Source organism: Rhizobium sp. NLR16a (genome assembly GCF_017948245.1).
GTDB lineage: Bacteria > Pseudomonadota > Alphaproteobacteria > Rhizobiales > Rhizobiaceae > Rhizobium.
On the sequence record NZ_CP072872.1, the window covers coordinates 26,965 to 49,704 of the forward strand.

Sequence of the window (22,740 nt, forward strand, 5' to 3'; positions counted from 1 at the left end):
ATGCGACCGGTCAGGGGCAGAACCACGAGTTTGACTATTCGGGCATCACATGCTCACCTCGGCCAGAGAGGTGACGACGGCGTAATCGACTCCAATCGATTCAAAGTGCTTGCGGCCACAGGCGATCTTCTGGTTTTCCTTGGTGCGGCGCTCCTCGGAATCCACGGTGCTCTTGGTTTCGCGCACAAAGTAGAGTTTCTCCTCGCGCTCGGTGACGAAGGCCCAATCTGGATTGTAGGAGCCGATGGGCGTGTCGATCTTGAACCAGGACGGCAGCTTGACGAACAGCTTGACGTTCTCGTTGCTATCGAGGTCGCGGGCAAACTTCTTCTCGACTTCCGACTCGTACTCAATCGCATCAAACAGGGATTTCTCTCGGTTCTGCACCTCGTAGAGATTGCTCAGGTAGCGAACGATCCCTTCCTCGGCGTCCTGCTCGATGCGGCTTTGCTCCCAATGAGCCCCGGCAACCTTCTCGTACTTGATGCCCTCCAGCATCAGGTCGTGAAGTGCGCGCGAGATTTCCTTCGCGACCGCCGCCATAAATGCCTGGGGATTCATCTTGAACTCGCCGAGCCTGCCCGAGCGCTTCAATATCTCCGCAAGGGTGTGCCGGGTCAGCTCCGTTTCCTTTTGCAGGAAGGCGAGGATGTCCGGCAGCATTTTGACCGGCTCGGCCTCGCGAACGCGGGTCGCGATCTGTCTGTCCGCCGAGACGCCCGCGTCAGTGATATCCACCTCGACGACAGTCGTCGCGACGCGCGGCCCTTTGATCGGCTCGATCTGCTTGATGCGGGCGAGCGCCCTTTCGATGAGGTCGGGCGTAGCAAAGGTCACGCGGTAACGGGTGCGGTGTTTGATCTTGTCCCACAGCTTCTGGAAATCCTCGCTCAGATGGACTTCCTTGCGGAATTTCAGCTCGCGCCGGTCGCGGGCGTTGACGATGCGATTTTTGAAGACCTTGCGGTTAACCTCATCGACGATCTCCGCGCGAAGATCCGCGAATGCGTCCGACACTTTCAATTCGAAATGCGGGTTCTTGGGGTCGAACTTGTCCAGGATGTCGCCGACGGTGTTGAGATAGCCGCCCGCCACCAGCTCGGCCCAGATCTTGGCCGATTCATCCTGCCCGATCTCACTTTCCGTCCCGTCTTCGGCCTTGCGCACGAGCTTCGCGAACGCGATCTTCTCGACCTTGCCGAAGCGGATGCCGAAATCCTCCTCGAACTCACTCTGAAGCGCCCGGGCGAAATCCTCATACGATTCATTGGCGATGACGGTCAGCCGGTTTACGGTTTCGTCGTGAACGCGCTCACCCCGCTTCTCGCCCATGCCATAGACAGGAAGCCGCAATCCGCGACCGATTTCCTGGCGTTTCCTGTCGGCGGACTGCGTTTCATTGAGGGTGCATATCTGGAAGACGTTGGGATTATCCCACCCCTCGCGCAGGGCGGAGTGCGAGAAAATAAAGCGCAAAGCGACTTCAGGATCGAGCAGCCGCTCCTTGTCGCGCATGATCAGATTGAAAACGTCTTCGTCTGCGGCTAGCTGCGTCTTGCCGGAATGCACATCTTCAAAGGGAGTGACTACCTTCTTGTCCTGCGAGAAATACCCGTTGTGCACCTCCAACACATTGAAAGAGATCAGCCCCTTGTAGATCGGCTTCGCCGTCAGCTCGCGGTAGGCCTCTTCAAACCACTGACCGATCTTGCCAAGGCTGGTCGTGCCGTCGTCGTTGTAGATGCGGTAATTGGCGACGCGGTCGATGAAGAAAAGCGAGAGCACCTTGATGCCCTTGCCCTTGAGCGCGCGCTCCTTCTTGAGGTGTTGCTCAACGGTCTCATAGACCTGTGCCTTCATGATGTCGTCGGCAAGGCCACCGGTTTCCTGCCCAAGTTCCAGGAAGCGGCCCTGATTGAACTCGACATATTCGGAGCCGGGAGTGCAGTCGATGTTTTGGACAATGTAGCCGTTGCGATACGCGTCACGCTCGTCGGACTTCACATACAGGTCATCGCCCTGCTTGACCCATAGCTTGGTAGCTTTCGGCCCCGCCTTGCCCTCTTTGTGAATCTCAAGCCGCGCCCTGATGCCGTTCTCGTTGTCCGTCGCGATCAGCTTCACATAGGCGTCGTTGAAATTCTCGTCCGAGCGGACGGAAGCGACTTCGATCCGCTTCACAAGCCGGAGATCATAGGCCCTCACCGGATCCAGCTTATAGACAAGATTGTACGGGTTCTTGTGCGTCGCGCTGTAGCGCAGCGTCACCATCGGGTTGAGATTGCCGATCGCCTTACGCGATTTCTCGGTCGTATCGACGCTCTGCGGCTCGTCGATGATGACGATGGGATTGGCGGCCTGAATGAACTCGATGGGCCGCCGCCCGGACATGCGGTCGTTTTCGCGGTTTATAACGTTGAGCTTCTTCAGCTCGTCCTCGGTCATCTCCGACAAATCCTTGTCCGCAACATCCTTCTGGAAGGACTGGATGTTGATGACCATGATCTGAATCTGGTTGCTGGACGCGAACTGCCGCACCTTTCCGAGGCGCTTGCTGTCATAAACAAAGTGATCGAATGGCGCCTTGTCGTAGAGCGTCTGGAAGTGCTCTTTCATCGTTTCGATGCTCTTAAGCACGCCCTCTCGGATGGCGACGCTCGGCACGACGATGATGAATTTCTTGAAGCCGTAGGTTTTGTTCAGCTCGAAGACCGAACGCAGATAAACATACGTTTTGCCGGTGCCGGTCTCCATTTCGACGGAGAACTCGCGGCCCGCAAGCGCCGCGACCTTCTCGATGTCGTTGGCTTCCTGAATCCGGTTGACGTTCTTGAGAAGCTCGTCATCCGGCAGGCCAAGCCGGTTTCCCATGCCCAGTTCGGTCTGGAACAGCCCGCCGATCTGGAGCGACTGGAAGGCCATTGCCCCCGTCTGCGCGAATGGCTGCCCGTCGAACACGCCGACGACTGCATTGATGGCATCCTGCTGATATTGAAGGGAGGGGTCGAACTTGAGCTTCATCCGGCGACCTCGGCAAAATCAGGGTGCGTGTTGTTTTTGATCAGGTTGCAGGTCGGGCAAGCGACCTGTCCGTTCGACACGGTGGTCTGCCCGCCTTTGGAATGCGGCACCTTGTGGTCGGCATGCCAGTCGGCCCAGCCGAGCTTCTCCCCGCCGCAATGCGTACGGATTTGGCAGCGTCCGTCGTCCTTGCGGTAGATCGCGAGCCTCTGCTCCGGCGTGAAAACGCGGATGACATCGATGGTCGGAATGTCGGGGCAAGCGAGGAAGAAACGCTTTTGCAGATATTCGAGCCTTCCCCTGATCGATTCCTCGCCGTCCGTCGAATAGCTCGTGAGGCGGCGATATTCGACCAGCGTAGCGTCCCGCTTCTCCTCATCGAGTTCTTCCTGCGCCCGGCGCTCTGTCTCGAAGGCAATAAACCATTTCGCCAGCGCCTCTTCCGTGCCCGCATGGACATAGTTTTCAAGAAGCGTCGAGGCGAGGCAGTACAGTGTGATGACGTTGTACCGCTCAAGCTCGGGCGTTTTCTCGGGGAACGCCCGCAGCAGGTAGTCGAGGACGCGGCGAACCTTTTTCGCCACCTTGCCGCCGGCGTCAAAGGTAACATGGTCGTCGTACATGCGGTTGAGGTCAGCATCGCGGACGCTTGTCGGCCCGTTTGCCATCTCAAGACACACAATCTGCGCCGCAATCTGGTCGAAGGTGAATCGCTTGTTGCTGAACTTGCAGTTCTCGAAGAATTTGTGCTGGGCAAGCGCCTTCACAAAGTCGCGCATCTGCCCCGGCTTCGCATTGCGCTTTTCCTGCGCTTTCAGGGTCGTGCCGTTCTGAAGCCGCAGGAACATATCGCGGACTTCATCCTCCTCGTCGTTCTGCACGGCGTCATCGACGATGACCACGTCCACCGGATACGCATCGAAGATCGTGCTGACATCGAGGTCGAGCTGATCGTAGGTCTTCCCCGCGCAGGGGAACCCGTTCACCGGATCGGTATCGCGAGCCAGGGCAAACTCGCCCGACCGGAACTCCCAGATCGTCCGCAGACGCTGCTGCCCGTCAATGACCTCGTACCTCACACCATCGTCACGATTGACGGCGCGCCAGTACATCTTCGGAATGTCGAATTCGCGAAGAATGGAATCGATCAAAAGCTGCTTCTGCTTCCGCGACCAGGCGGGAGGGCGCTGATAATCAGGCGTGGGATCGACCTTCTTCTGCCAAGCGCAAATCGTCGAGATCGGAAGGGGTTTTTTGCTCATTCTCATCGGTCAGCCCCCTCAAACCGTCTTGAAGACGATTTCGGATTCCTCGGCCTCGGCCCTCGCCCGGAAGGTCTGAACCGCGTTCGCCTTCAACTGATCATTGCCCCTGAAGCCTTCGTCCAGGCAGATGACCTGCAACGGGTCGGCTTCCGCCAGCGCATCGATCAGTTCCGGGGTGATCTCCTTCTCAAGGCAAATGAGCAGCGCGCCATCCTCGATGGAAAAAACTTCGTTGCCCGCAAGCTTTGTCGCCTGAACCTTCGTCGTCAGAGGGAATCCCGCCTTGAGCAGCAACTCGTAAAGCACGTCTTCGGAGCTACTGGAGCCCGACAAGTGATCGACGTGCATCTCAAGCTGCTCGGCGATGTCTTCTGCCTGCCCAAGGTCGCCCGTCCAAACTCGGAAATTTGAGCGTTGCAGGGCAAAGGCGCGAAACCCCATGACCGGAATCTGTGCGTCGTCGAGTAAAAGCTCGTCGTCTTTCGTGGGCTTGGCCATCGCCTGACAGGCATTCTTTAGGCGTGTTCTCCCAATGTCAGAGATCGCGCGAAACCCGGCTTTGTAAGCCTTTGAATCGACATCTGTTCGTTCGGGTAGTTGGACAATAATGAAGTTCACGGCCTTACCTAGTTGCGCTGAGAGATGCAGCGCCGCATGACCGGTAGTGGCTGATCCACCAAAGAAGTCGAGGACGGTATCTCCTGGTTTGCAAACCAGAGAAATTAAATCGGCGATTACCTCTTTGTTTTTTGGGAACGGGAAAATTCCCTCACCGACCAGCTCTTCGACTTCGAGCGTGGCAGAGCGTCCATCGACGTAAAAGACGGACGAAAATGGCTCCTCGGCAATTTCGTGAAGATAGCTCTTTCGGTTCGGTATAGTTGTTTCATCCGGGCCGAAATGAATACGTGGCGGATCCTCCGCCAATGCCCATTTGGTCTTTTTCTCATCCCACCGCCAGCCGGTGGAGGGCTTTTGGCACGGCTTCTTGGTCACTGGATGGAAGATGTCATGGCGCGGCCGGTTCTTCCGACCGTCGTCTGGGCCGGCAAAGTTGTCCGGGAAGTACAGGCCGCGATTATCAGACCAGTTGTAGTGCTTGTGGGCTTTGCGCGGGTCGGAATTAGGCATCTTTCGATACCACTCCATCATGTGCTGCCTTATCAACTCATGATCGTTGTTTAGCGTCTCGCGAAGGCGCTGGTAGTGAGCCAACACCTCGTCCGCTCCGGGCTTTGGTTTACGCCACGGGCCGGCTGCGAGGCTGTCCTCTTTGCTCTTCGTATATACGAGGATGTACTCGTGAATGTTGCCGATCGTCTTTGAGTCGCCTTTCTTTGATCGTTGCCATACGATCTGAGCTATGAAGTTCTCCTCTCCGAAAATTTCGTCGAGGAGATTGCGGAGATGCGGCGCCTCCACGTCGTTGATGCTCACGAAAATCACGCCGTCGTTCTTCAGGAGATTGCGAGCGAGATATAGCCGTGGATACATCATGCTCAACCAGCGTGTGTGATACCGGCCAGCAGTGTCCGAGTTCGTAGAGAAGCGACGCCCCTCTTCGTCCGCCTGATTTGTATATGAGAGATAGGTTTCGAGCGTCTCTGCGTACTTGTCCGGGTATATGAACTCGTTTCCGGTATTGTAAGGCGGATCGATGTAAATCATCTTTATTTTGCCGAAATACGCCTTCTGAAGAAGCTTCAGCACTTCAAGGTTGTCACCTTCGATAAACAAATTATCGGTTTCATCAAAGTTGACCGACTCCTCCCGCGCGGGTTTGAGCGTCGCCACGCTCGGCTGCTGAATGATCTTCATGCACTCGGCTTTGCCGGGCCAGTTGAGGCCGAACCGTTCCTTGCCCGGATCGACCCATTCGCCGAGGACGCGCTTGAGCTGATCGAAGTCGATAGCTCCTTCGGCAAATACCTCCGGGAACGCTTCTCCAAGGCGGTGTTTCAACTCGTCCCGCTTCTCCTGCGCCACATCCATGGAGGCAAGATCAAACTTCTCCGGTTTGGCTTCCGGCTTATTCATTTGCTGCCCTTTCACTGAATTTCAAACCTTATTGCGAACAGCTCCTCGTCGGTCACGCTCTGACCGAGCCGTTCTTCCACCTGATCCAGAAGGCCGTCCTTCTGAACCTCAATCTCTTTCGCGGCGGCGTCATAGGCGCGCCACGCTTCATCCCGCTTCGTTTCCAGCGTCCGCGCCTGCCGTTGCAGCGCGAGCTTGGCCGGCAGGTTGCCGGTCTGGCGGATTTCCTTCTTGAGCGCCTTGATCTGCTCGTCCAGCTCCTTCAAATCCGCCTTGAGCCCCGCGCGCTTGTCCTCGGCCCAGTTGTCGAGCTTTTCCATTTCCTCGTCGAACCACGCGGACTGCCGCGCGGCCATCTCGTCGAGGATGGACTTGCGCTCCTTCTCCACGGCCTGTTTAACCGGGTCGGGCAGTGTCAGCTCTGCCGTTCCGTCCATGCGAGCAGGAAGCTCGAACAGGCGCATCGCGGCCTTCGGATCGAGGCGCGCGCCGTCATCGGTCATCGCGGCGAGGATGATATGATCCTGGTCATCGGAACCGCGCACCGAGAGCTTGTGCGCGACAAGCGTTCCGGCCTTGCCGACAAGCGGCTCGATGGCCACTGCCTTCTGCCGCCATGCTGTGTAGTCGAATGCGATCGACGCGCCGTTCAGCTTGCGCGATCCGGCCATCGAGAGGAGGTGCTGTGCCAGCGGATGCCCCAGCCGATAACGATGCCCGTCAATGCCATGGCGAGACATGAAATAACTGCCGGGCGCGACATTGATGCCGGCAGGCGCATCCTTCAGCATGAAGGTGAAATAATCGTCGTCGAACTTCGCCTGCTTGCAGAGTTCGTGCTTGGTGACCGCCCAAAGCATCCGCGCATAGCGGTCGAGATATTCCTTGCTCTGGGACATGTTCACCTTAAGGCGGTCATGCACCTCGGCGTCGAAATTCTCTAACAGCTTGCGACGCGTGTCCTCCATCGTGACGGAGATGTTCGTTTCCATTTCCTCGCGCAGCCGCTCGAACTGCTCCTCGATCTCTTCGGTCGAGCGACAGTTCTGATAGATGGAAACGATGCGTTTTTCGAACTCGACGCCGGATTCGATAGCGCCGAGCACCTCGTCACTCGCTCCGAAGACGCCTGAGAAGAGCTTGAACTTTTCGGCAAGCAGTTCATAGACGCGCTGATCGGCGGCGTTGTTCTTGTTGAGGAAGTTGACAACGACCACGTCGTAGCGCTGACCGTAGCGATGGCAGCGCCCGATGCGCTGCTCGATACGCTGCGGATTCCAGGGTAGGTCGTAATTGACCACCATGGAGCAGAATTGAAGGTTGATGCCCTCGGCGGCAGCCTCGGTCGCGATCATGATCGAGGCCGTCTCTCGGAAATAATCGACGAGCGCCGCCCGCATATCGGCGGTACGCGATCCGGTCACGCGGTCGGTGCCTTTGTGGTGTTCCACCCACGCCTCATAGATGGCCTTCGATTGCGCGTCCGAGTTCGATCCGTTGAAGAGGACGAGCTTGCCGTCGTAGCCGTTCGCGCAGAGCAGGCGGACGAGATATTCCTGCGTACGGCGGGATTCCGTGAAGATGATGGTCTTCTCGGCGCCGCCCAGCTCCATTGCCTTCGCAAAGCCGGCGCGGAGCGCACTGAGCAGCGCCACGCCCTTCGCGTTTTCCGAGATTGAAACTGCAAGGTCGCGGAAAGCCCGCAGGTCGGCGATTTCCTGCTCGATGTTGGCTATGTCATCGGCGGTGAGAAGTTCCTGCTCGCCGCCGTCCTCTTCCCATTCGTCGGCGATTTCCTCGAATTCTTCGTAGTCCTCGGCGATCTCCTCCTCCAGCTTCTGGCGAAGGTTCGTATCGTCGCGAAGCTGGCGCTCCAGCTTGCGAGCGAGGGAATCGAGCGCCCCGGCGATGGCGAAGGTCGAGGATGCGAGCAGCTTGCGCATGATGAGCGTCATCAGCGTGCGCTGGCTTGAGGGCAGCGCCTGCAACGAGGGCCGCCGCAGATAGTCGGACACCATATCGTACAGGGTCTGCTCGGCGTCGGTGGGCACGAACTCCTGCGTGATCGGAATGCGGTTGGTGTAGCGGATATATTCGAGCACCTGCCGCCGCAGCGTCCGGTGGCAAACGGGCTTCAGCCGGCCCTTCAGCTCGTCGAACTGGCCGTCTCCGGAAAGCCGGGCGTATTGGGCGCGGAAGCTTTTCGCGTCGCCGAAAGCGTAATCGTCGATCAGGCTGACAAGCCCGTAAAGCTCCATCAGGGAGTTCTGAAGCGGCGTGGCCGTGAGCAGCACCTTGGGCGCATTCGCAAGCGCCCCCTTGAGCGCCCTGCCGATGCGGTTATCCGGCCGATAGACGTTGCGCAGCCTGTGCGCCTCGTCGATGACGACCAAATCCCACGGAATCACCATCAGCTCTTCGGCATGGCGCGCGGCGAACTGAAAGGAGCAAATGACAAGCGCCTTTTGTTCGAACGGGCGGCGGATGCCGTCCTTCGCCATCTTGTTGTAGTTGCGGGCCTCAAGGATGACCGTGGGAAGGAAGAACTTTTCGGCGATCTCCTGCGCCCATTGCTTGCGGAGGTTGGCGGGGGTGATGACAAGGATGCGCCGGCGTCCTTCCGTCCATTTCTGGGCGAGCACCAGCCCGGCCTCGATGGTTTTTCCGAGACCTACCTCGTCAGCGAGGATCGCGCCTTTCGACAGCGGCGACTTGAAAGCGAACAGGGCTGCCTCGACCTGATGCGGATTCAAATCAACCTGTGCATCGAGAAGTGTGCCGGCCAACTTCGCGGCATCCGCCACAGAATGCCGCCTGCTCAACTCATGAGCGAATAGCTTGGCGTGGTATTCGGTGATCACCGCTGCTGCCCCCCCGTTGCTCCTCGACCTTCCGCTTTATCCAGTTTGCAATTTCTTGTCGCTCAAAACGCCACGACCCTCCGACCTTGAAGCCGGGAATTTTTCCGGCAGCGGTTAGCTTGTAGGCCGTCTTCTCATTGATCTTGAGAAGCTCGGCCACCTCCCGCACTGTCAGAATTTCGTCGGTCATTCGCTTTCCAGGAATCGCCCCCAACTGTCTTATAGGGGAGAAATTGGAGAAAATCAGAGAGAAAGTTGGAAGTGTCCAAAAGGAACTTGCTTGCAAGGATCCTATTTGGGGCCAATGGCGGTGGTGAGGTGGCTCATTTGGGTAGGTTCGCGCGGTATAGCTCATTAGAGTTGTCGATTGCTTTTTTGAGCTAGGCGCATAAGCTAGGCTTCATGAAGTATACTCTATTTGGCTACAGGGAGCGGCAATGAGGATCGCCCGGGTTTATCTGCGCGTGAGTACACAAGGGCAGGATCTCGATCGCCAAGAGGCGATCATCGATCAGGCGAAGCAGGCGGGCTATTACGTCGCCGGCGTCTACCGCGAAAAAGCGTCTGGCGCTCGCGCCGATCGGCCGGAACTACTGCGCCTGGTCGCCGATCTTCAACCGGGCGAAGTCGTGATTGCCGAAAAGATCGATCGCATTAGCCGCCTGCCATTGCCTGAAGCCGAAAAGCTGGTCGCGACGATCCGGGGGAAGGGCGCCCGTCTCGCCCTGCCCGGCGTGGTCGATCTCAGCGACCTGGCCGCCGGCGCAGACGGCACTGCCAAGATCGTGCTCGAGTCGGTGCAGGACATGCTCTTGAAACTGGCGCTGCAAATGGCTCGAGACGATTTCGAGGATCGGCGCGAACGCCAGCGGCAGGGCATCGATCTGGCGAAGTCGGGTGGTAAGTACGTCGGCCGACAGGCGGACACCGCGACACACGAGCGAGTAATCGCGTTACGATCGGGCGGAAATAGCATCGCCCGGACAGCAAAGCTGGCCGGCTGCAGCGTCAGCCAGGTCAAGCGGGTTTGGGCCGCGTTCGTGGCGCAAGCGACGGCTCAATGAAGAAGGCAGCGTCTACAGCTCAGTGATTGCAACTTCGGCGGTTGACTGGCACAAAGTCAAACTATGGCAACTGACAACGTACCGGCCCTCGCACTGCTGATCGATGGCGACAACGCGTCCCCAAAGGTCGTCACCGGCCTGCTCGCCGAAATTGCCAATTACGGGGTGGCGAGCGTCAAGCGCATCTATGGCGACTGGACCGGACCAAATCTTAAAGGATGGAAGGAGTGCCTGCTTGAGCACTCCATCCAGCCGATCCAGCAATTCGCGTACACGACCGGAAAGAACGCCACCGACGGTGCGATGATCATCGATGCCATGGACCTTCTTTATACCGGCCGTTTCTCAGGCTTCTGTATCGTATCCAGCGACAGTGACTTCGCAAGGCTGGCGGCCCGCCTGCGGGAACAGGGCGTTACCGTCTATGGTTTCGGAGAGCGAAAAACCCCTCGTCCATTCATCACCGCTTGCGACAAGTTCGTCTATTTCGACGTGCTCAGTGCCGCTACACCGGAAGCGTCTGAGCCGGCCGTCCCGGCGTCGAAACCGAAGAAGCCTGTTGTTGATGCCGCGCCGGCTAACAAGTCTGCCGCGACGAAGCCGGCGCTGGACAAGGCCGCGCTCGATATGTTGGTCAAGGCCGTAACCGCCTCGGCCGATGAAGACGGACGCGCCAATCTTGCTCGCGTCGGCGCACATCTGGCAAAGCAAGCACCGGATTTCGACGCTCGTAATTATGGCTTTCCTCGTCTTAGCGACTTGGCCGAAGCGTCTGGCATCGTCGACGTCGAGCGCACCGGAGAGAATCCCAAGATCGTCATGGTGAGACTGCGGAAAGATCGCCGTTGATAAACCCTACTGAGGCGGATCTGCGCTGATCAGCGCATCGAATGCAGCCTCTTCCTGCTGGTGCTGCGCAATTGCCCGCTCCAGCTCAGCCGCGATCTGCTGACGCTCGCCGGCGTCGATCGATGCCGCCAACTCGGCGCGCAATTCCTGAATGTGATCGTATGTGGTCATCGTCAGCTCCTCTGATTGAAAACAGAGGCTCAGCCCCGAGCTGATGGGATTGGGTCAATGACCGCCTTGGCGGCCCGAAGGGCAGATGGGGGAACCGATTTTGTCGCTTGCGGCAAAATTGGGGGAAACCGTCTGTCGTTGATGCAGGCCCGTCAGCTCGGTACGCTCGACTTATGTTGAGAGAGAGAAAATACCTGTCCGTATGGCACCGTATTTCGGCCGAAGGCCAATAGATTCAAGTCACTGAGAGGGGAGAAAGAGCGCTGCCCTCTCTCCCCCACAAGCACTAAACCGGTCTCCCCATGCTTCGGCCGATGGCCTGCAGCACCAGCCGGCTGTCCCGACTGGCCCTGCGGGTGGGTGATCCCCCTCCGGTTTAGCGCTTGTCCCCCTCTCTTCCGCTGCTCCGCGCGAACTCGGGGAGCAGGAGCGGGGCTCCTGCCCTCCCTTTCGATTTGGGAGGCCAAGGAGTGACCGTGGAACCTGGGATTGAGGTTGCTATGACGGAAGAGAGCTGGGCGGAAACTGCGGTTTCCCTTGATGAGTTGATGGATCGGCATATAGCGGCGCAACTGGCAACCGCGGATGCCGTTCGTGTGTGGGATGAACGCAGGGCGGCCGGCGAGGCAACAAGCGTCACCTATGCAAACGGACTGTTTGGTGTTGCGCAAGACGAAGAAGCCAGCCGACTGGCGATCGTCAATTATAGGCCACAGGGAGACCGGGAATTGAGGATGAAGCTGACCTACATGGCGGCTTACCTGATCGCCACATGCGGCACCCTGGACGCCAATGAGATGAATTCGATCTTGGAATAGGGTGGCTCCTTCAGTCGCCCTTTCGAGATCTAGGAAGCGAAAAGCCCGCGTTCAGCGGGCTTTTCTATGACTAGTTTATTGTCGCGATCCACTCGCCGGATGCTGATTTGGCAAAGCCGACAATCCTTTCGATGGGCTGCGCCTCAGGCGACATTTTGACTGAGGTCATGCAGGCTACGCCTGGGCCTGAACCGGCTTTGTCGCATTGTCCGAGTGCCACGGAAATTTCCGGCATATTGTTCCTGTCCCAAACGAGGGGAGACGCCGCGTGAGCTTTGCGGTAGGCCGCTGTTGCTTCGGCCTCCGACGGCGCCTCGACTGTCGGGATCGGGCAGAGGGATGGGTCGGCGGAGATAGCGGCGACCAATTCGGCCTTTGAAATAGCCTGAGCTTCCACCTTTGGCTCTGCTGTCGCCAGATAGGTGCCCCCAGCTCCGGCCACGAGGCCGACGCTCGCCGCGGCCGCCAACAGAATATTTTGGTTCATAGGCCTCCCCCTTAGGTTCTGAGATTAAACCAGAAGCGCTCTTTGACACCCTTGTCGTTTGGAATGTCAAAAAACCAGGGATCTGCCCGACGGGGCCGGGGCGAAGTAATTCTTACCTTGCAGCCGTTGTCGCGGCGCCAGGAATCGTCAGCGCGGCCGTTGCGAATGACCTCGAGCGTGATTCGGCTCTGCTCATTGGCTTCATCGTTTCCATATAGGCGATGGAATTCGGAGCGATCCTTGCACTTGTCTACGATCCGGATGCACAGATCCTTTTCATCGCGGAAGGCATGATCATCTCCATTGCTGCTCGAGGCGGGTTGAGAGCCGGCAGGGCATTCCTCGAAGACTTCCCGGCCAGGTTCTCCGGCTTTCGCCTCGTGGCAAATAGGCCAATCGAACCCAGGCTTTGACATTGCGGAGATGAGCTTTTTCATTGGCGGGACGCAGTAGGGAACGCCTTGCCACGACGGGTTTTGTGAGGCGGCGCAAAGCAGCACTTGGCAGCCCCAGGAAGCATCCTCAGCCTTTGCACCTGTTGACCCGAAAGCGAGAGCGGTAAGACCGGCAGCGGCATAAAGCAGACGTTTCATATCAGTTGGTCCTCATTGATCGTTGCGGCTGAAGAAGCCCGACCGACGAACAGCTTGTCGGTCGGAGCGACGTGTTGCACCTGATCCCCGGCGGCATAGATGACGGCAGCGATGAGCGCGAAGACTGAGAACCAGAATATCCCGATCCGAAAGAGAAGCGGCTGATTGGGGATGTCCCGGCATAGCGGCGGAAAGGCGAAGAGACCGACCAGGAAGCAGTCGAGTGCCATATGACGTTGATCGAGAAAGAGGATTGATACGATCAGAAGCCCCACGGCCAATGGTGCGTGCACCCACCAGATTTTTTCCGAGACGGCGATCAGCGCGAACGACAGCGGAATGGCGAGCAGCAGGCTCGCCAGCGGATCCGTTGCGAACGAGTTCGCAATATGAACCAAGTCGGGCAACTATCGGTCTGTCCTCTTAGGCTTCCTGCGTGCGTCGATGAAGGGAGGTGAAATCTCGCTTTCGCGCTCTGCGAGGAGGTTGGCATCGGCGATCGGCTGGCGCTCCAACGTTTTGTCCACAGCCTTGCGTCGCCATTCGTTCATGTCGAGGACATAGGTGGCCCACATGCCATAGCGAGCCGCCATTGCGTATCGCTGCTAGGCTAGATACTGGCTGTTGTAAGAGTGAGGGGACGCGACACGCGCCCAGCCGACGCGAAGCATTTCCACCGCGACGTCGCGCCCGCCTGATGTGCAACGCGCCTGCGGGATTCCGTCATTGCCATAAGATACAACGCTGCATTCGACCGGTTTGTTACCTATGGTCCTTTTTAGCCAGGCTTTGGCGAGCGGGCCGCAGGGGACCGGCGAAGGTGCCTTCTGCCGTTCGCGGTTCAGCCATTTTGGATCAAGAGCCCATTGGGGGAGCTCGCACGCATCGATGTCGACGAGGCGCACGCGCTGCGCATATTGAGGATACCATAGGGTTCGGCCATCCATGACCGCAACCCGTCCTTTGTAGACGGGATATGCCGGAACATCGGACCAATCCTGCTGCTGCCTGGTCGCGGCCGGATTCTCGACGAGATCAGCTGCCGTAGCGGGTTGGACGATCGCTGTAAGAACCGCGGCTGCGGACAGGTATCGCTTCATGGGCTTGCCTTCTTGTTTCGTGCATTCACCTCACGGCTCAGGAGAATGGCCGGGTGCTGCACGTCTTCAAATTGCCAGAGGCCTGCTCGCTTATCCCGAGCAAGTTGTTCGGCCACGGCATAAGGTACGTGATAGGGCAAGCCCTCACCGTTGAGGGCTGCGAAGGCGTATCCACTTGTGATCAGGACGTTCGCGAGGTCGAGCCGTTGTTTTCCGACGGTGGCGTAGCAGACGACGTAGGCGGTATCATCCTTCTTCGCCACCGGGGCGCAAACAGGTTTGGTGTCCTTGATGTATGCAGCAAACACGGCAAGGGAGGCATCGCCGCAATCGCGCTTCTGCCCGTGTTTGTCGGTATATGAAGTGCCGCGCAAACATGATTGAACTCCATAGAGCCGGAAGCGCTTGCCGTCCGAGGTCCACGTATCGCCGGTTTCCAAGGTGACGCCGGGCAGCAGATCAAAATATCCATCGGGCGCGGCCATGGCGGTAGTTGTCAAGAGAGCCGAGAGAAGGAGAAGAGCCCTTCTCATTGGCCCTTAACCCTCGGATCGGCCCACATTCCAAATGAGCCCTCCCGGCCGATTTCCTCGGCCTTGGTGAGATCTGGACGAACAGGCGTTCCGTCTGGCTTCTTTGAGAGGCGGAGTGCACCGAGTGACAGAAGCTGCTCTTCGAACATGTCGACGGAATCGAGACTACCGGGAAAATTATAGTAGCCGTAGCAAGTCGCGTTCTGGACCGGGGCACCTTGCTCGCTCACGAAGGCGCGGCAAAATACGACCTTGGGGTTTTGCAGCATGATTTGAAGCTGCTGCTGCGCAAAGTCAGTGCAGGTCCCGGCGAAGTCTTCGCTGCGATTGACCATCTCGCCTTTGCAAGGCTCAAGCCCGTAAAGGTGCAGTGTCGTTTTCTCGTCTACGCGGAAGTCAGTCGGCGAAACAGCCTTGAAGCCGGCTGTTGTTGCATAGCCTTTGCGGTCGCCGACTTTGCCGCTCCCGTCATAATACTCGATCACCAGCACGGTCTTTCCCGGTGCTGCCAGGGACTTGATGTAGTCCTTGTTGATGTCCGTAACGGACAAGGCGGGTGTTGCCATTAAGCAACTTGCTACTGCGGCAATTATCATCCGTTTCATTTTCTAGCCCTTACCCATATTGCTTCCGTCTATTGCCCCGCGAAAAGGGGTTTAAGTGTGCAGCCAAAAAGTGTATCGCTGAACCAAATCGATGTCACACGTTCACCAACTTAATCAGTTTTTGTGTCAATCACAACACCGCAAGTTTGGCGGGGACCGATGGAAAAAAGGGCTAGAATTGCAGGCAGTTCGGGCAAGGCCGCGTTGGCGGGGACTGCCCTTTTGACCATGTTCCTGGGCGGGATAAGTCACGCCCAAGACGGTCATAAAAATGGAAATATTGCTGATAATAAAGGCACTTGGCAAACTAAGAGTAATGCTGAGTTTGCAACGAACTTTGAGGAACGATGGAATGGGCCTGAAAAGGAGTTCGTTCTTGGCTTTGATGGGGTCGTAAAGCAGACCGACAACGCAGATGAAAACCAACCGAAATTTAGGGGTTTGAATCAAATTGATGCAGCCTTAGGCTATTCTGCTACCAGCAGTGGCGCAGCACAAAATGCTGAAAATGTGCAACTTCCGACAGGCTCAATAACGCAATTTGATGCAGATTTTCAGGCGAACAGCGGCACCAAGGAAGTGCATGAATGTGGTCCGTCTCCGCTAAACACTGACGAAATTAAGTCTTTGGTCGTCCAGACGGCGCGGAAGTACAGCGTCGATGAAGTCTTCGCGGCGGCAATCGCCTGGGCAGAGAGTGGCTTTGATCAAAGCCGCAACTCGCCCAAGGGTGCTCGCGGGCCGATGCAGCTCATGCCGGCTACGGCCGCTCGCTTTGGCGTCAAGGATGTCTGTGATCCGGCACAGAACATCGAGGGTGGCATAAAGTATCTGCGGGTACTGCTCGACGAGTTCCAAAACCCCCTACTCGTCGCGGCCGCCTACAACAGCGGCGAACAGCGGATCTATGAGCACGGTGGCATCCCGCCCTTCCAAGAAACGGTCGGATACGTCGCCAAGGTCGTGAACTATCAGCTCGGGCTGCCCATGCCGGCGGCAAAAGGCAAATCCAGAAAGCCCGCTCAGCAAGCGGTCTCGGATGCGAGTGACAGCGGGGACGCTGGTGTCATCGCTGTGAAGAAAACCGGCGCGTTTGTCGGCGGTGTGATGCACTTTTGAAGGAGAGAAGTATGCAGATTGCAATGCAAACGGGGAAGTCTCAGGCTGTAAAGCTTGCGGCTCTGTTCGGTCTCGTGGCCGCTATCCAAATCGTTGGCGCCGATATCGCCTTTGCGCAGGCTGCCGGAGGAGGCGCCTTCGCGCCGCTTCAAACCGCGGTCCAGATGATCGTCGATTTCATCACCGGTCCCTTCGGCCGCCTGATGGCGATCATTGCCGTCATCGGACTTGGCTTCCTCGCCTTTGCCGGCCGTCTTTCATGGTTCACGGCGGGCGCGGTCGTCATTGGCATTGGTCTTGTGTTCGGTGCGCCGTCGATCGTTGACCAAATGATTTCGTCCGTCGGCGGCGGCAACTGATCATGAGCGAGTTTCAGGACGAAAAGCCATCTCTGACGCCGCTGGTGATCGGGTTAACCCGGTCCCCAACGCTTTGGGGTGTGCCTTATATGGCGGTAGTGCTGATCGTTGGCATCACCATCATCGGCTGGCTGGCAACGAACCATCTTTTGGCGTTGCTCATCGCTCCAGTCGCCTACCTTGTCCTGTTCTCGCTCTGCGCCTGGGACAACAAGATCCTCGAGGTGCTGCAGGTGACGTCTCGCAAGACCCCGCGCACGCCCAACAAGCGCTTTTGGGGCACTAACTCCTACGGACCGTAACCATGCTGAAAGTTGTCAAAGAAGAGCTTGGGTTTGGCCGGGTCGCTGGAAACGAGCGGCCCATGTCGACTCATATTCCGTATCTGCGCCACGTCTCTGATACGGTTATCGGGCTGGAGAACGGCTCACTTATGAGCGTCATCAAACTTGATGGCCTGTTCTTCCAAACGGAAGACCAGGCTGAGCTCAACATGCGATCGGTCGTACAAAACACGATGATCCGAGCCTTGGGATCCAGCCGCTATTCTCTTTGGTCGACCGTAATCCGCCGAGAGGTCGAAACGGAGATTGGCGGCGCCTATGACTCATCGTTCTGCGATCTTTTGAACAAGCGCTATATGGAACAGCTGCGCCATAAGCGCATGTTCACGAACGAGATTTACCTGACCATCGTGCGCTCCGGCATGCGGGGTGCACTTGGCGTCGGCGACACGCTGAAAAGGATCTTCGACCGGGCCAACAAAGACGCTCGGGTCCAGCAAACGCGCGAAGACGTTACAGAGCTTGAAGAGCTGATCGGCAACATCGTGCGCGATCTCCACAAATATGGAGCCCGGGCGCTCGGCATTACCTATCGTCGCAGGAACGATCACGAGGCCAAGATCGAAGGACAGGAGGAGACGGAAAGGGGCGAGCCCTACTCCGAGCCCTGCGAATTCTTCAATACGATCCTGACATGCGGCGTGCCGCGTAAAATGCGCCTACCACGCATGGGTATCCGCAATTACGTGGGCACGTCGCGACTGCATTTCAGCAAACGGACCATGCAGGCTCAAGCGGCGGTAGATGAAGACAGCCGCTTTGGCGCGCTCCTGTCGATCAAGGAATACCCGCCCTTTACCGGCCCGGGCATGCTCGATGGCTTGTTGCAGGTGAACCACGAATTCATCCTGACGCAATCCTTCACCATCGCCGACAAGCCGATTGCGCAAGAGCGTATTAGCCGCCTGCAGCGGCAAATCCGGGCATCGGACGAATCCGGCAGTTCGGTCGAGCAGGATATCGACTTTGCGCTCAATAGCCTGATGAACCAGGAAGCCGTGTTCGGCTTCCACCATCTTTCGCTTTTGTGCTTGTCCCGCGATTTGCAGGGCATAAGCCGCACGGTTTCCGAACTCGGCGCCTGCCTCACCGACATGAACATCAACTGGCTTCGTGAGGATTTGAACCTCGAGGCCGCGTTTTGGGCGCAGCTCCCCGGCAACCACAGCTACATTTCCCGCAAGGCGATGCTTTCTAGCGCAAATTTCTCCGGCCTCTCCTCAATGCACAATTTCGCGACGGGGCAGGCTGATCGCACTCATTGGGGACTGCCGATCACCATTCTCGAAACCACGTCGCAAACGCCGTATTGGTTCAACTTCCATCGCCGCGACATCGGCCACTTCCTTGTTACCGGCCCCACTGGCTCCGGCAAGACGGTCGCGTTGACGTTCTTGTTGGCGCAGGCGATGCGAGTTTCGCCCACGCCAAGGGCCGTGTTCTTCGACAAAGACCGAGGGGCGGAAATCTTCGTAAGGGCGATCGGCGGTTCGTATGAGGTGCTGTCGCCGGGGACGCCAACCGGCTTCAACCCGCTTCAGCTCGACAATACCGGCCCCAATCGCGAATTCTTGCTGCGGCTCTTGAAGGCAATGCTGCGCTCAGGTGATCGCAACGACTTTACCCAAGAAGACGAGGATACGCTTGAAAGAGCGATCGTTCGTCTGATGCAGGAACCTGCCGCGGAACGCAATTTGCCAAATCTCGCCGGTCTGCTGGTGGGCCGGTCGCGGGCGGATGCCAATGACCTTCATTCCCGCCTCCGCCCTTGGATCGACGGCGAAAAGGCGTGGCTGTTCAACGCTCAGCATGACGTCCTCTCCTTCTCTGGTCGCAGCGTCTTCGGGTTCGACATGACGAACATCCTCGGCAACGAGGATCTTCGCACGCCGGCGCTGATGTACCTCTATCACCGTTTGGACGAGCTGCTGGACGGCAACCCGGTCATGTTCTTCATGGACGAGGGTTGGCAGCTCCTCATGGACGAGACCTTTTCGGCCTTCATCGTCGATAAGATGAAGACCATCCGTAAGCTCAACGGCATTGTCGGTTTCGGCACTCAGTCCGCCGCAGATATCGCCAAGGCGAAAGCTTCGCATACTCTGATCGAGCAATCGGCGACCAATATTCATTTTCCAAACCCTCGGGCCGATGAAGACAGCTACATCAAGCGCTTCGGCCTGACGGTGAAGGAATTCAACTTCATCAAGAACACCCCGCCCGAAAAGCGAACCTTCCTGATCAAACACGGCAATGACTCGGTAATCGCCCGGCTCGATCTCTCCACTATGCCCGATCTCGTGAAGGTGCTTTCCGGACGAAAGGAGACTGTCGAGGAGTGTGCGGCACTTCGGGAAAAATATGGCGACGAGCCCGAAAAATGGCTGGCTGATTTTTGCGGATGGGAGAAGGCCGAATGAGGAAAAGTCCTGCATTAGGGGCAATTTCAGCGCTGTGGCTTGGCGTTGCTGGACCGGCTGTTTCTCAGGTGCCCGTCATCGACGGAAAAGTGCTCGAGACCGACATAAAACGCGACGCGACAACCACGGAAATCGAAAAGACGGACAGCGACCGTCACACGGTCAGCAAAAGTGTGACCTGCTCGATGTATCGCCCAGGCCGAAGCGGCGATGCAGCCTCAGCGGCCACGGCAAATCCGGAGATTACCGGTCTGGTGAAGCGTGTCGCCCAAGAGGAAGGCGTCGATGAAAACCTCTTCATGGCGCTTGTCTATCAAGAAAGCCGCTTCAATCCTTGTGCGAAATCGCCGGTCGGCGCGATCGGGCTTTCTCAACTCATGCCTGGTACGGCAAAAGATCTCGGGGTCGATCCGCACAATATCGAAGACAATCTCCGCGGCGGGGCGCGCTACCTGAAGCAACAACTTCGCCGGTTCAACGGCAACACCAATCTGGCGTTGGCCGCCTACAATGCGGGACCCGGCAACGTACAGAAGTATGGCGGGATTCCTCCATTCAAGGAAACGCAAGGGTATGTCGCGAACATCACCCAAAAGTGGCTCCCGGCCTTCGGGGGTTCCGATGTTGCCAATATCCCGGTGAACTATGGCGGCGGATCGACGTCCTTTACCGGCATGCGGGATTCTACCATCAATTCCATGGCGACGTCGCAGGCGATCGGCGAAGGCGGCGGCAACGTCGCATCGTGGCTGCAACAGTTAGGTGCGATGTCCAGCGGCACTATCCAGGACAGTTGGGACCACAACTCCGGTGCCCGCAACGCCAATCTCGAAATGATGAACCAAGTCATCCGCCTCGGCACAACGATGGCGGATCTGATGAACTCCCGTAACGCGGTTGATCTCAGCGGCCTGTCCGGGTCCTCGCGCACCAGCGATTTCAAGGATGATGACGATAAGGAGGATCGCGAAACGACCGGTTTGTGCGATCCGCGCCAGGAGCTCGAATGGAGCCCGGTGGAGAAGGCTTGCGTCCAAAAACGGGAACGCGAGGACAACGTAGAACTGATGTTGAACGCTCAATGAGGAGAACTGCCATGAAACGTTTGATTTTGACGGCGTATTCGGTGGCCGCCCTTGCGTCCTCGGCTTTGGCGCAAGTTCCGGTTATCGACGGTGCCAATCTTGAGATTGCGCAGCGAACGTCGAAGACGACCGATGATATCCTTGGCACTAACAAGGAAGTGCTGAAAACGGTCCAGGAAACCCTTCAAGCGGTGACCGGCGACCGCGGAAGCGATGCCAACCAGATGCAAAATCTTGCCGTTGGCAATGGCTTCAGCGTCTCACAGATGCCGTCGTTCGATAGCCTGATGTCGGGTGGCGTTCCAAACTTCGGCGGTATGGGCGGCGATGTCGCCAAGGTCGCAACGACCTTCATCAACGGCCTGCAGCTAGTGAAAAATCTGTCCGGCCAGTCGGGCAGCTCCTTTTCCGGCGACAAGTCCTATGAGGAGATGGTGAACACCGTTCTTGGCGTCGCTGCTCTCGTCACCGGTTCACAGCAGGCCGTCCAGACTCGCCGCTCGTCTTTCGAGCAGGCTGGCGCAAATATCGGCCAAGCCAAGGACATTAAGGGCTCGATCGATCAGAACACTCAGCTTCAGGTGCAAGCCGGGCTGACGATCAACGAGCTGATCGGCGTGATGAACGGGGCCGTATCGTCGCTCCAGGCCGACAACCAAAGACGCCTGACCGACATCTCTAATTCTAAGAAGGCTCTCAGCTACAGTGACCAGTAAAATCACCATGCCAGCAAAGGTGCTTTTTCCTTTCTTGATCGTAGCCGGTCTCGCCGGCTGCGGCACGGCGGCGAAGGAAAAGACCGCTCCTTGCAAGAGGCCTGCGAACCTGACCTCCTATGCGTCAGATCCTCGCCTCGAATGTGGGCCGATGACAAGTGTCAACGGCAACGCAGCCGACGCCTTCGCTGCTATTGACGCCATGACGGCGAATTAAGGACGGTTGGCGATGAACGACTTCCTTGGAGCGTTGCTGGAAAGAATTGAACAGACCGGAGCGAATTTCTCGTCGCGAGCCTACGGGATCGTCGGCAATGAGGTCGTGCCGCTGCTGACGATCATGTTCATCGCATATGTGGGCTTTTACGGCCTCCAACTGTTCATGGGAACCGCTCGCGTCAGCGTCAGCGAGATTATCGGTCGGGTGGCGCGTATGTTGATCATCCTCGCGCTGGTGAGGAATTGGGACTATTTTAACACCCTCTTCTATTCTTGGCTGAACGACACTCCGGAGGACGTTGGCCGAGCTATCCTCACCGCCACAGGGACCGGTATCACGGAACCGACAAACGGCCTGTCGATGATCTGGAGAACTGCCAACGAGGCAGCTTCAGCCTTCGCGGAACAGTCAGGCTATTTTTCGGTGTTGCCCTCGATGGTCGGTTTTCTGATCATGTTCGCCGTCGCTGTTTTTATTGCGGTAGCATTGGCCATCCTTCTGCTTGCAAAGGTGATGATGTGGGTCTTGATCGGGACGGCTCCCATCTTCATCGGTTGCATGCTTTTCGACCAGACGAGGGGTTTGGGCGTCGCCTGGTTCCAACAGGTGCTGATGTATGCATTGATCCCGCTGTTCGTTTATGTCGTTGCGGCATTCCTTATTGCAGCAATGGACCCGGAACTGACCAAGGTCAGCAGCGCTGCAAGCCAAAGGCGCCTTCAGCTCAGTGACATTTCCGCTTTTTTGCTGCTCTGCGCCGCCGGCGCTTTTGTCCTCTTTAATATTCAGGTTCTCGCGCAAGGGATTACCGGTGGTGTGGCTGCCGGTCTCGGCAATGTCGCGCGCGCAGTCGGGCGATTTGCTGGCATATCGGCACCCATTTCGGCCTTGTCCGGAGGGCAGCGCCTCACGGGAGCAGCAGGCAACGCGGGAATGCAAGCCAGGGCGCGCACGCAAGAAGGCATGCGAGCCAACATACGAAACGCCAGCGCTGAGGCGATGCAGAACCGCATCAGCAACAACAGCACGCCTCGTTGAGGCGCGAAAGTAAGGGCTAGGTTTAAGGGCTAGAC

The 22,740-nt window shown here is 57.7% G+C and carries 22 protein-coding genes and 1 pseudogene; 11 read left to right on the forward strand and 12 right to left on the reverse strand.

What is annotated here, in order from left to right; genetic code table 11:
* Positions 1-45: 45 nt before the first annotated feature.
* From J7U39_RS31420 to J7U39_RS31440, 5 genes are read right to left on the reverse strand one after another with little or no spacing between them, the layout of a single operon-like run.
* Complete coding sequence (locus J7U39_RS31420; protein WP_210633848.1) at positions 46-3,021, reverse strand: DEAD/DEAH box helicase family protein; 2,976 nt, start codon at positions 3,019-3,021, stop codon at positions 46-48.
* Positions 3,018-4,289 carry a DUF262 domain-containing protein gene (locus tag J7U39_RS31425; protein ID WP_311044008.1) on the reverse strand — a complete coding sequence of 424 codons (1,272 nt, stop codon included), beginning with the start codon at positions 4,287-4,289 and terminating at the stop codon, positions 3,018-3,020. The genes J7U39_RS31420 and J7U39_RS31425 overlap by 4 nt, the downstream gene beginning before the upstream one ends.
* A gap of 12 nt (positions 4,290-4,301) precedes the next feature.
* Positions 4,302-6,323 carry a site-specific DNA-methyltransferase gene (locus J7U39_RS31430; RefSeq protein ID WP_210633850.1) on the reverse strand — a complete coding sequence of 674 codons (2,022 nt, stop codon included), beginning with the start codon at positions 6,321-6,323 and terminating at the stop codon, positions 4,302-4,304.
* 11 nt (positions 6,324-6,334) lie between these two features.
* A complete protein-coding gene (locus J7U39_RS31435; protein WP_097596282.1) occupies positions 6,335-9,184 on the reverse strand; it encodes an SNF2-related protein in 2,850 nt (949 codons plus the stop codon).
* Positions 9,147-9,374: a helix-turn-helix domain-containing protein gene (locus J7U39_RS31440; RefSeq protein ID WP_210633805.1), complete on the reverse strand. Its 228-nt coding sequence runs from the start codon at positions 9,372-9,374 to the stop codon at positions 9,147-9,149. The genes J7U39_RS31435 and J7U39_RS31440 overlap by 38 nt, the downstream gene beginning before the upstream one ends.
* A 247-nt stretch (positions 9,375-9,621) precedes the next feature.
* On the opposite strand from J7U39_RS31440, the gene J7U39_RS31445 reads away from it, so the two are divergent.
* Both J7U39_RS31445 and J7U39_RS31450 read left to right on the forward strand, forming a co-directional pair.
* Complete coding sequence (locus J7U39_RS31445; protein ID WP_210633806.1) at positions 9,622-10,248, forward strand: recombinase family protein; 627 nt, start codon at positions 9,622-9,624, stop codon at positions 10,246-10,248.
* 63 nt (positions 10,249-10,311) lie between these two features.
* Positions 10,312-11,097: an NYN domain-containing protein gene (locus J7U39_RS31450; protein ID WP_210633807.1), complete on the forward strand. Its 786-nt coding sequence runs from the start codon at positions 10,312-10,314 to the stop codon at positions 11,095-11,097.
* 6 nt (positions 11,098-11,103) lie between these two features.
* On the opposite strand, the gene J7U39_RS31455 is transcribed toward J7U39_RS31450, so the two are convergent.
* Complete coding sequence (locus J7U39_RS31455) at positions 11,104-11,268, reverse strand: hypothetical protein (RefSeq protein ID WP_210633808.1); 165 nt, start codon at positions 11,266-11,268, stop codon at positions 11,104-11,106.
* Positions 11,269-11,816: 548 nt separating this feature from the next.
* Here J7U39_RS31455 and J7U39_RS31460 point away from each other — a divergent pair.
* Complete coding sequence (locus J7U39_RS31460; protein WP_210633852.1) at positions 11,817-12,086, forward strand: hypothetical protein; 270 nt, start codon at positions 11,817-11,819, stop codon at positions 12,084-12,086.
* 70 nt (positions 12,087-12,156) lie between these two features.
* Here the strand turns inward: J7U39_RS31460 and J7U39_RS31465 are convergent, their stop codons facing one another.
* From J7U39_RS31465 to J7U39_RS31490, 6 genes and pseudogenes are all read right to left on the reverse strand, one after another.
* A complete protein-coding gene (locus J7U39_RS31465; protein WP_210633809.1) occupies positions 12,157-12,573 on the reverse strand; it encodes a hypothetical protein in 417 nt (138 codons plus the stop codon).
* 11 nt (positions 12,574-12,584) lie between these two features.
* A complete protein-coding gene (locus J7U39_RS31470; protein ID WP_210633810.1) occupies positions 12,585-13,166 on the reverse strand; it encodes a hypothetical protein in 582 nt (193 codons plus the stop codon).
* Complete coding sequence (locus J7U39_RS31475) at positions 13,163-13,573, reverse strand: hypothetical protein (RefSeq protein WP_210633811.1); 411 nt, start codon at positions 13,571-13,573, stop codon at positions 13,163-13,165. The genes J7U39_RS31470 and J7U39_RS31475 overlap by 4 nt, the downstream gene beginning before the upstream one ends.
* Positions 13,574-14,266: pseudogene (locus J7U39_RS31480) on the reverse strand (thermonuclease family protein). It abuts the gene before it with no gap.
* On the reverse strand, positions 14,263-14,799 hold the full coding sequence (locus J7U39_RS31485) for a thermonuclease family protein (RefSeq protein ID WP_210633812.1): 537 nt from the start codon (positions 14,797-14,799) through the stop codon (positions 14,263-14,265). The pseudogene J7U39_RS31480 and the gene J7U39_RS31485 overlap by 4 nt, the downstream one beginning before the upstream one ends.
* Positions 14,796-15,404, reverse strand: coding sequence for a hypothetical protein (locus tag J7U39_RS31490; protein WP_210633813.1), 609 nt, complete (start codon positions 15,402-15,404; stop codon positions 14,796-14,798). The genes J7U39_RS31485 and J7U39_RS31490 overlap by 4 nt, the downstream gene beginning before the upstream one ends.
* A gap of 159 nt (positions 15,405-15,563) precedes the next feature.
* Here J7U39_RS31490 and J7U39_RS31495 point away from each other — a divergent pair, with 159 nt between their 5' ends.
* The 8 genes from J7U39_RS31495 to J7U39_RS31525 are packed head-to-tail and all read left to right on the forward strand — an operon-like array spanning position 15,564 to position 22,705.
* Entirely contained in the window at positions 15,564-16,523 is a 960-nt protein-coding gene (locus J7U39_RS31495; protein ID WP_210633814.1) for a lytic transglycosylase domain-containing protein, read from the forward strand.
* 11 nt (positions 16,524-16,534) lie between these two features.
* Positions 16,535-16,882, forward strand: a complete 348-nt coding sequence (locus J7U39_RS31500; RefSeq protein ID WP_097596271.1) for a TrbC/VirB2 family protein — start codon at positions 16,535-16,537, stop codon at positions 16,880-16,882.
* A 2-nt stretch (positions 16,883-16,884) separates the two neighbouring features.
* Positions 16,885-17,184, forward strand: a complete 300-nt coding sequence (locus J7U39_RS31505; protein WP_210633815.1) for a VirB3 family type IV secretion system protein — start codon at positions 16,885-16,887, stop codon at positions 17,182-17,184.
* Positions 17,185-17,186: 2 nt separating this feature from the next.
* Positions 17,187-19,646 carry a VirB4 family type IV secretion/conjugal transfer ATPase gene (locus J7U39_RS31510; RefSeq protein WP_210633816.1) on the forward strand — a complete coding sequence of 820 codons (2,460 nt, stop codon included), beginning with the start codon at positions 17,187-17,189 and terminating at the stop codon, positions 19,644-19,646.
* Positions 19,643-20,731, forward strand: a complete 1,089-nt coding sequence (locus J7U39_RS31515; RefSeq protein WP_210633817.1) for a lytic transglycosylase domain-containing protein — start codon at positions 19,643-19,645, stop codon at positions 20,729-20,731. Before J7U39_RS31510 ends, J7U39_RS31515 begins: the two co-directional genes overlap by 4 nt.
* Positions 20,732-20,742: 11 nt before the next feature.
* Positions 20,743-21,447: a type IV secretion system protein gene (locus J7U39_RS31520; protein WP_173514206.1), complete on the forward strand. Its 705-nt coding sequence runs from the start codon at positions 20,743-20,745 to the stop codon at positions 21,445-21,447.
* Positions 21,437-21,664: a hypothetical protein gene (locus J7U39_RS32145; protein WP_097596267.1), complete on the forward strand. Its 228-nt coding sequence runs from the start codon at positions 21,437-21,439 to the stop codon at positions 21,662-21,664. Before J7U39_RS31520 ends, J7U39_RS32145 begins: the two co-directional genes overlap by 11 nt.
* A 12-nt stretch (positions 21,665-21,676) precedes the next feature.
* Positions 21,677-22,705: a type IV secretion system protein gene (locus J7U39_RS31525; RefSeq protein WP_210633818.1), complete on the forward strand. Its 1,029-nt coding sequence runs from the start codon at positions 21,677-21,679 to the stop codon at positions 22,703-22,705.
* The last annotated feature ends 35 nt before the right edge of the window (positions 22,706-22,740 follow it).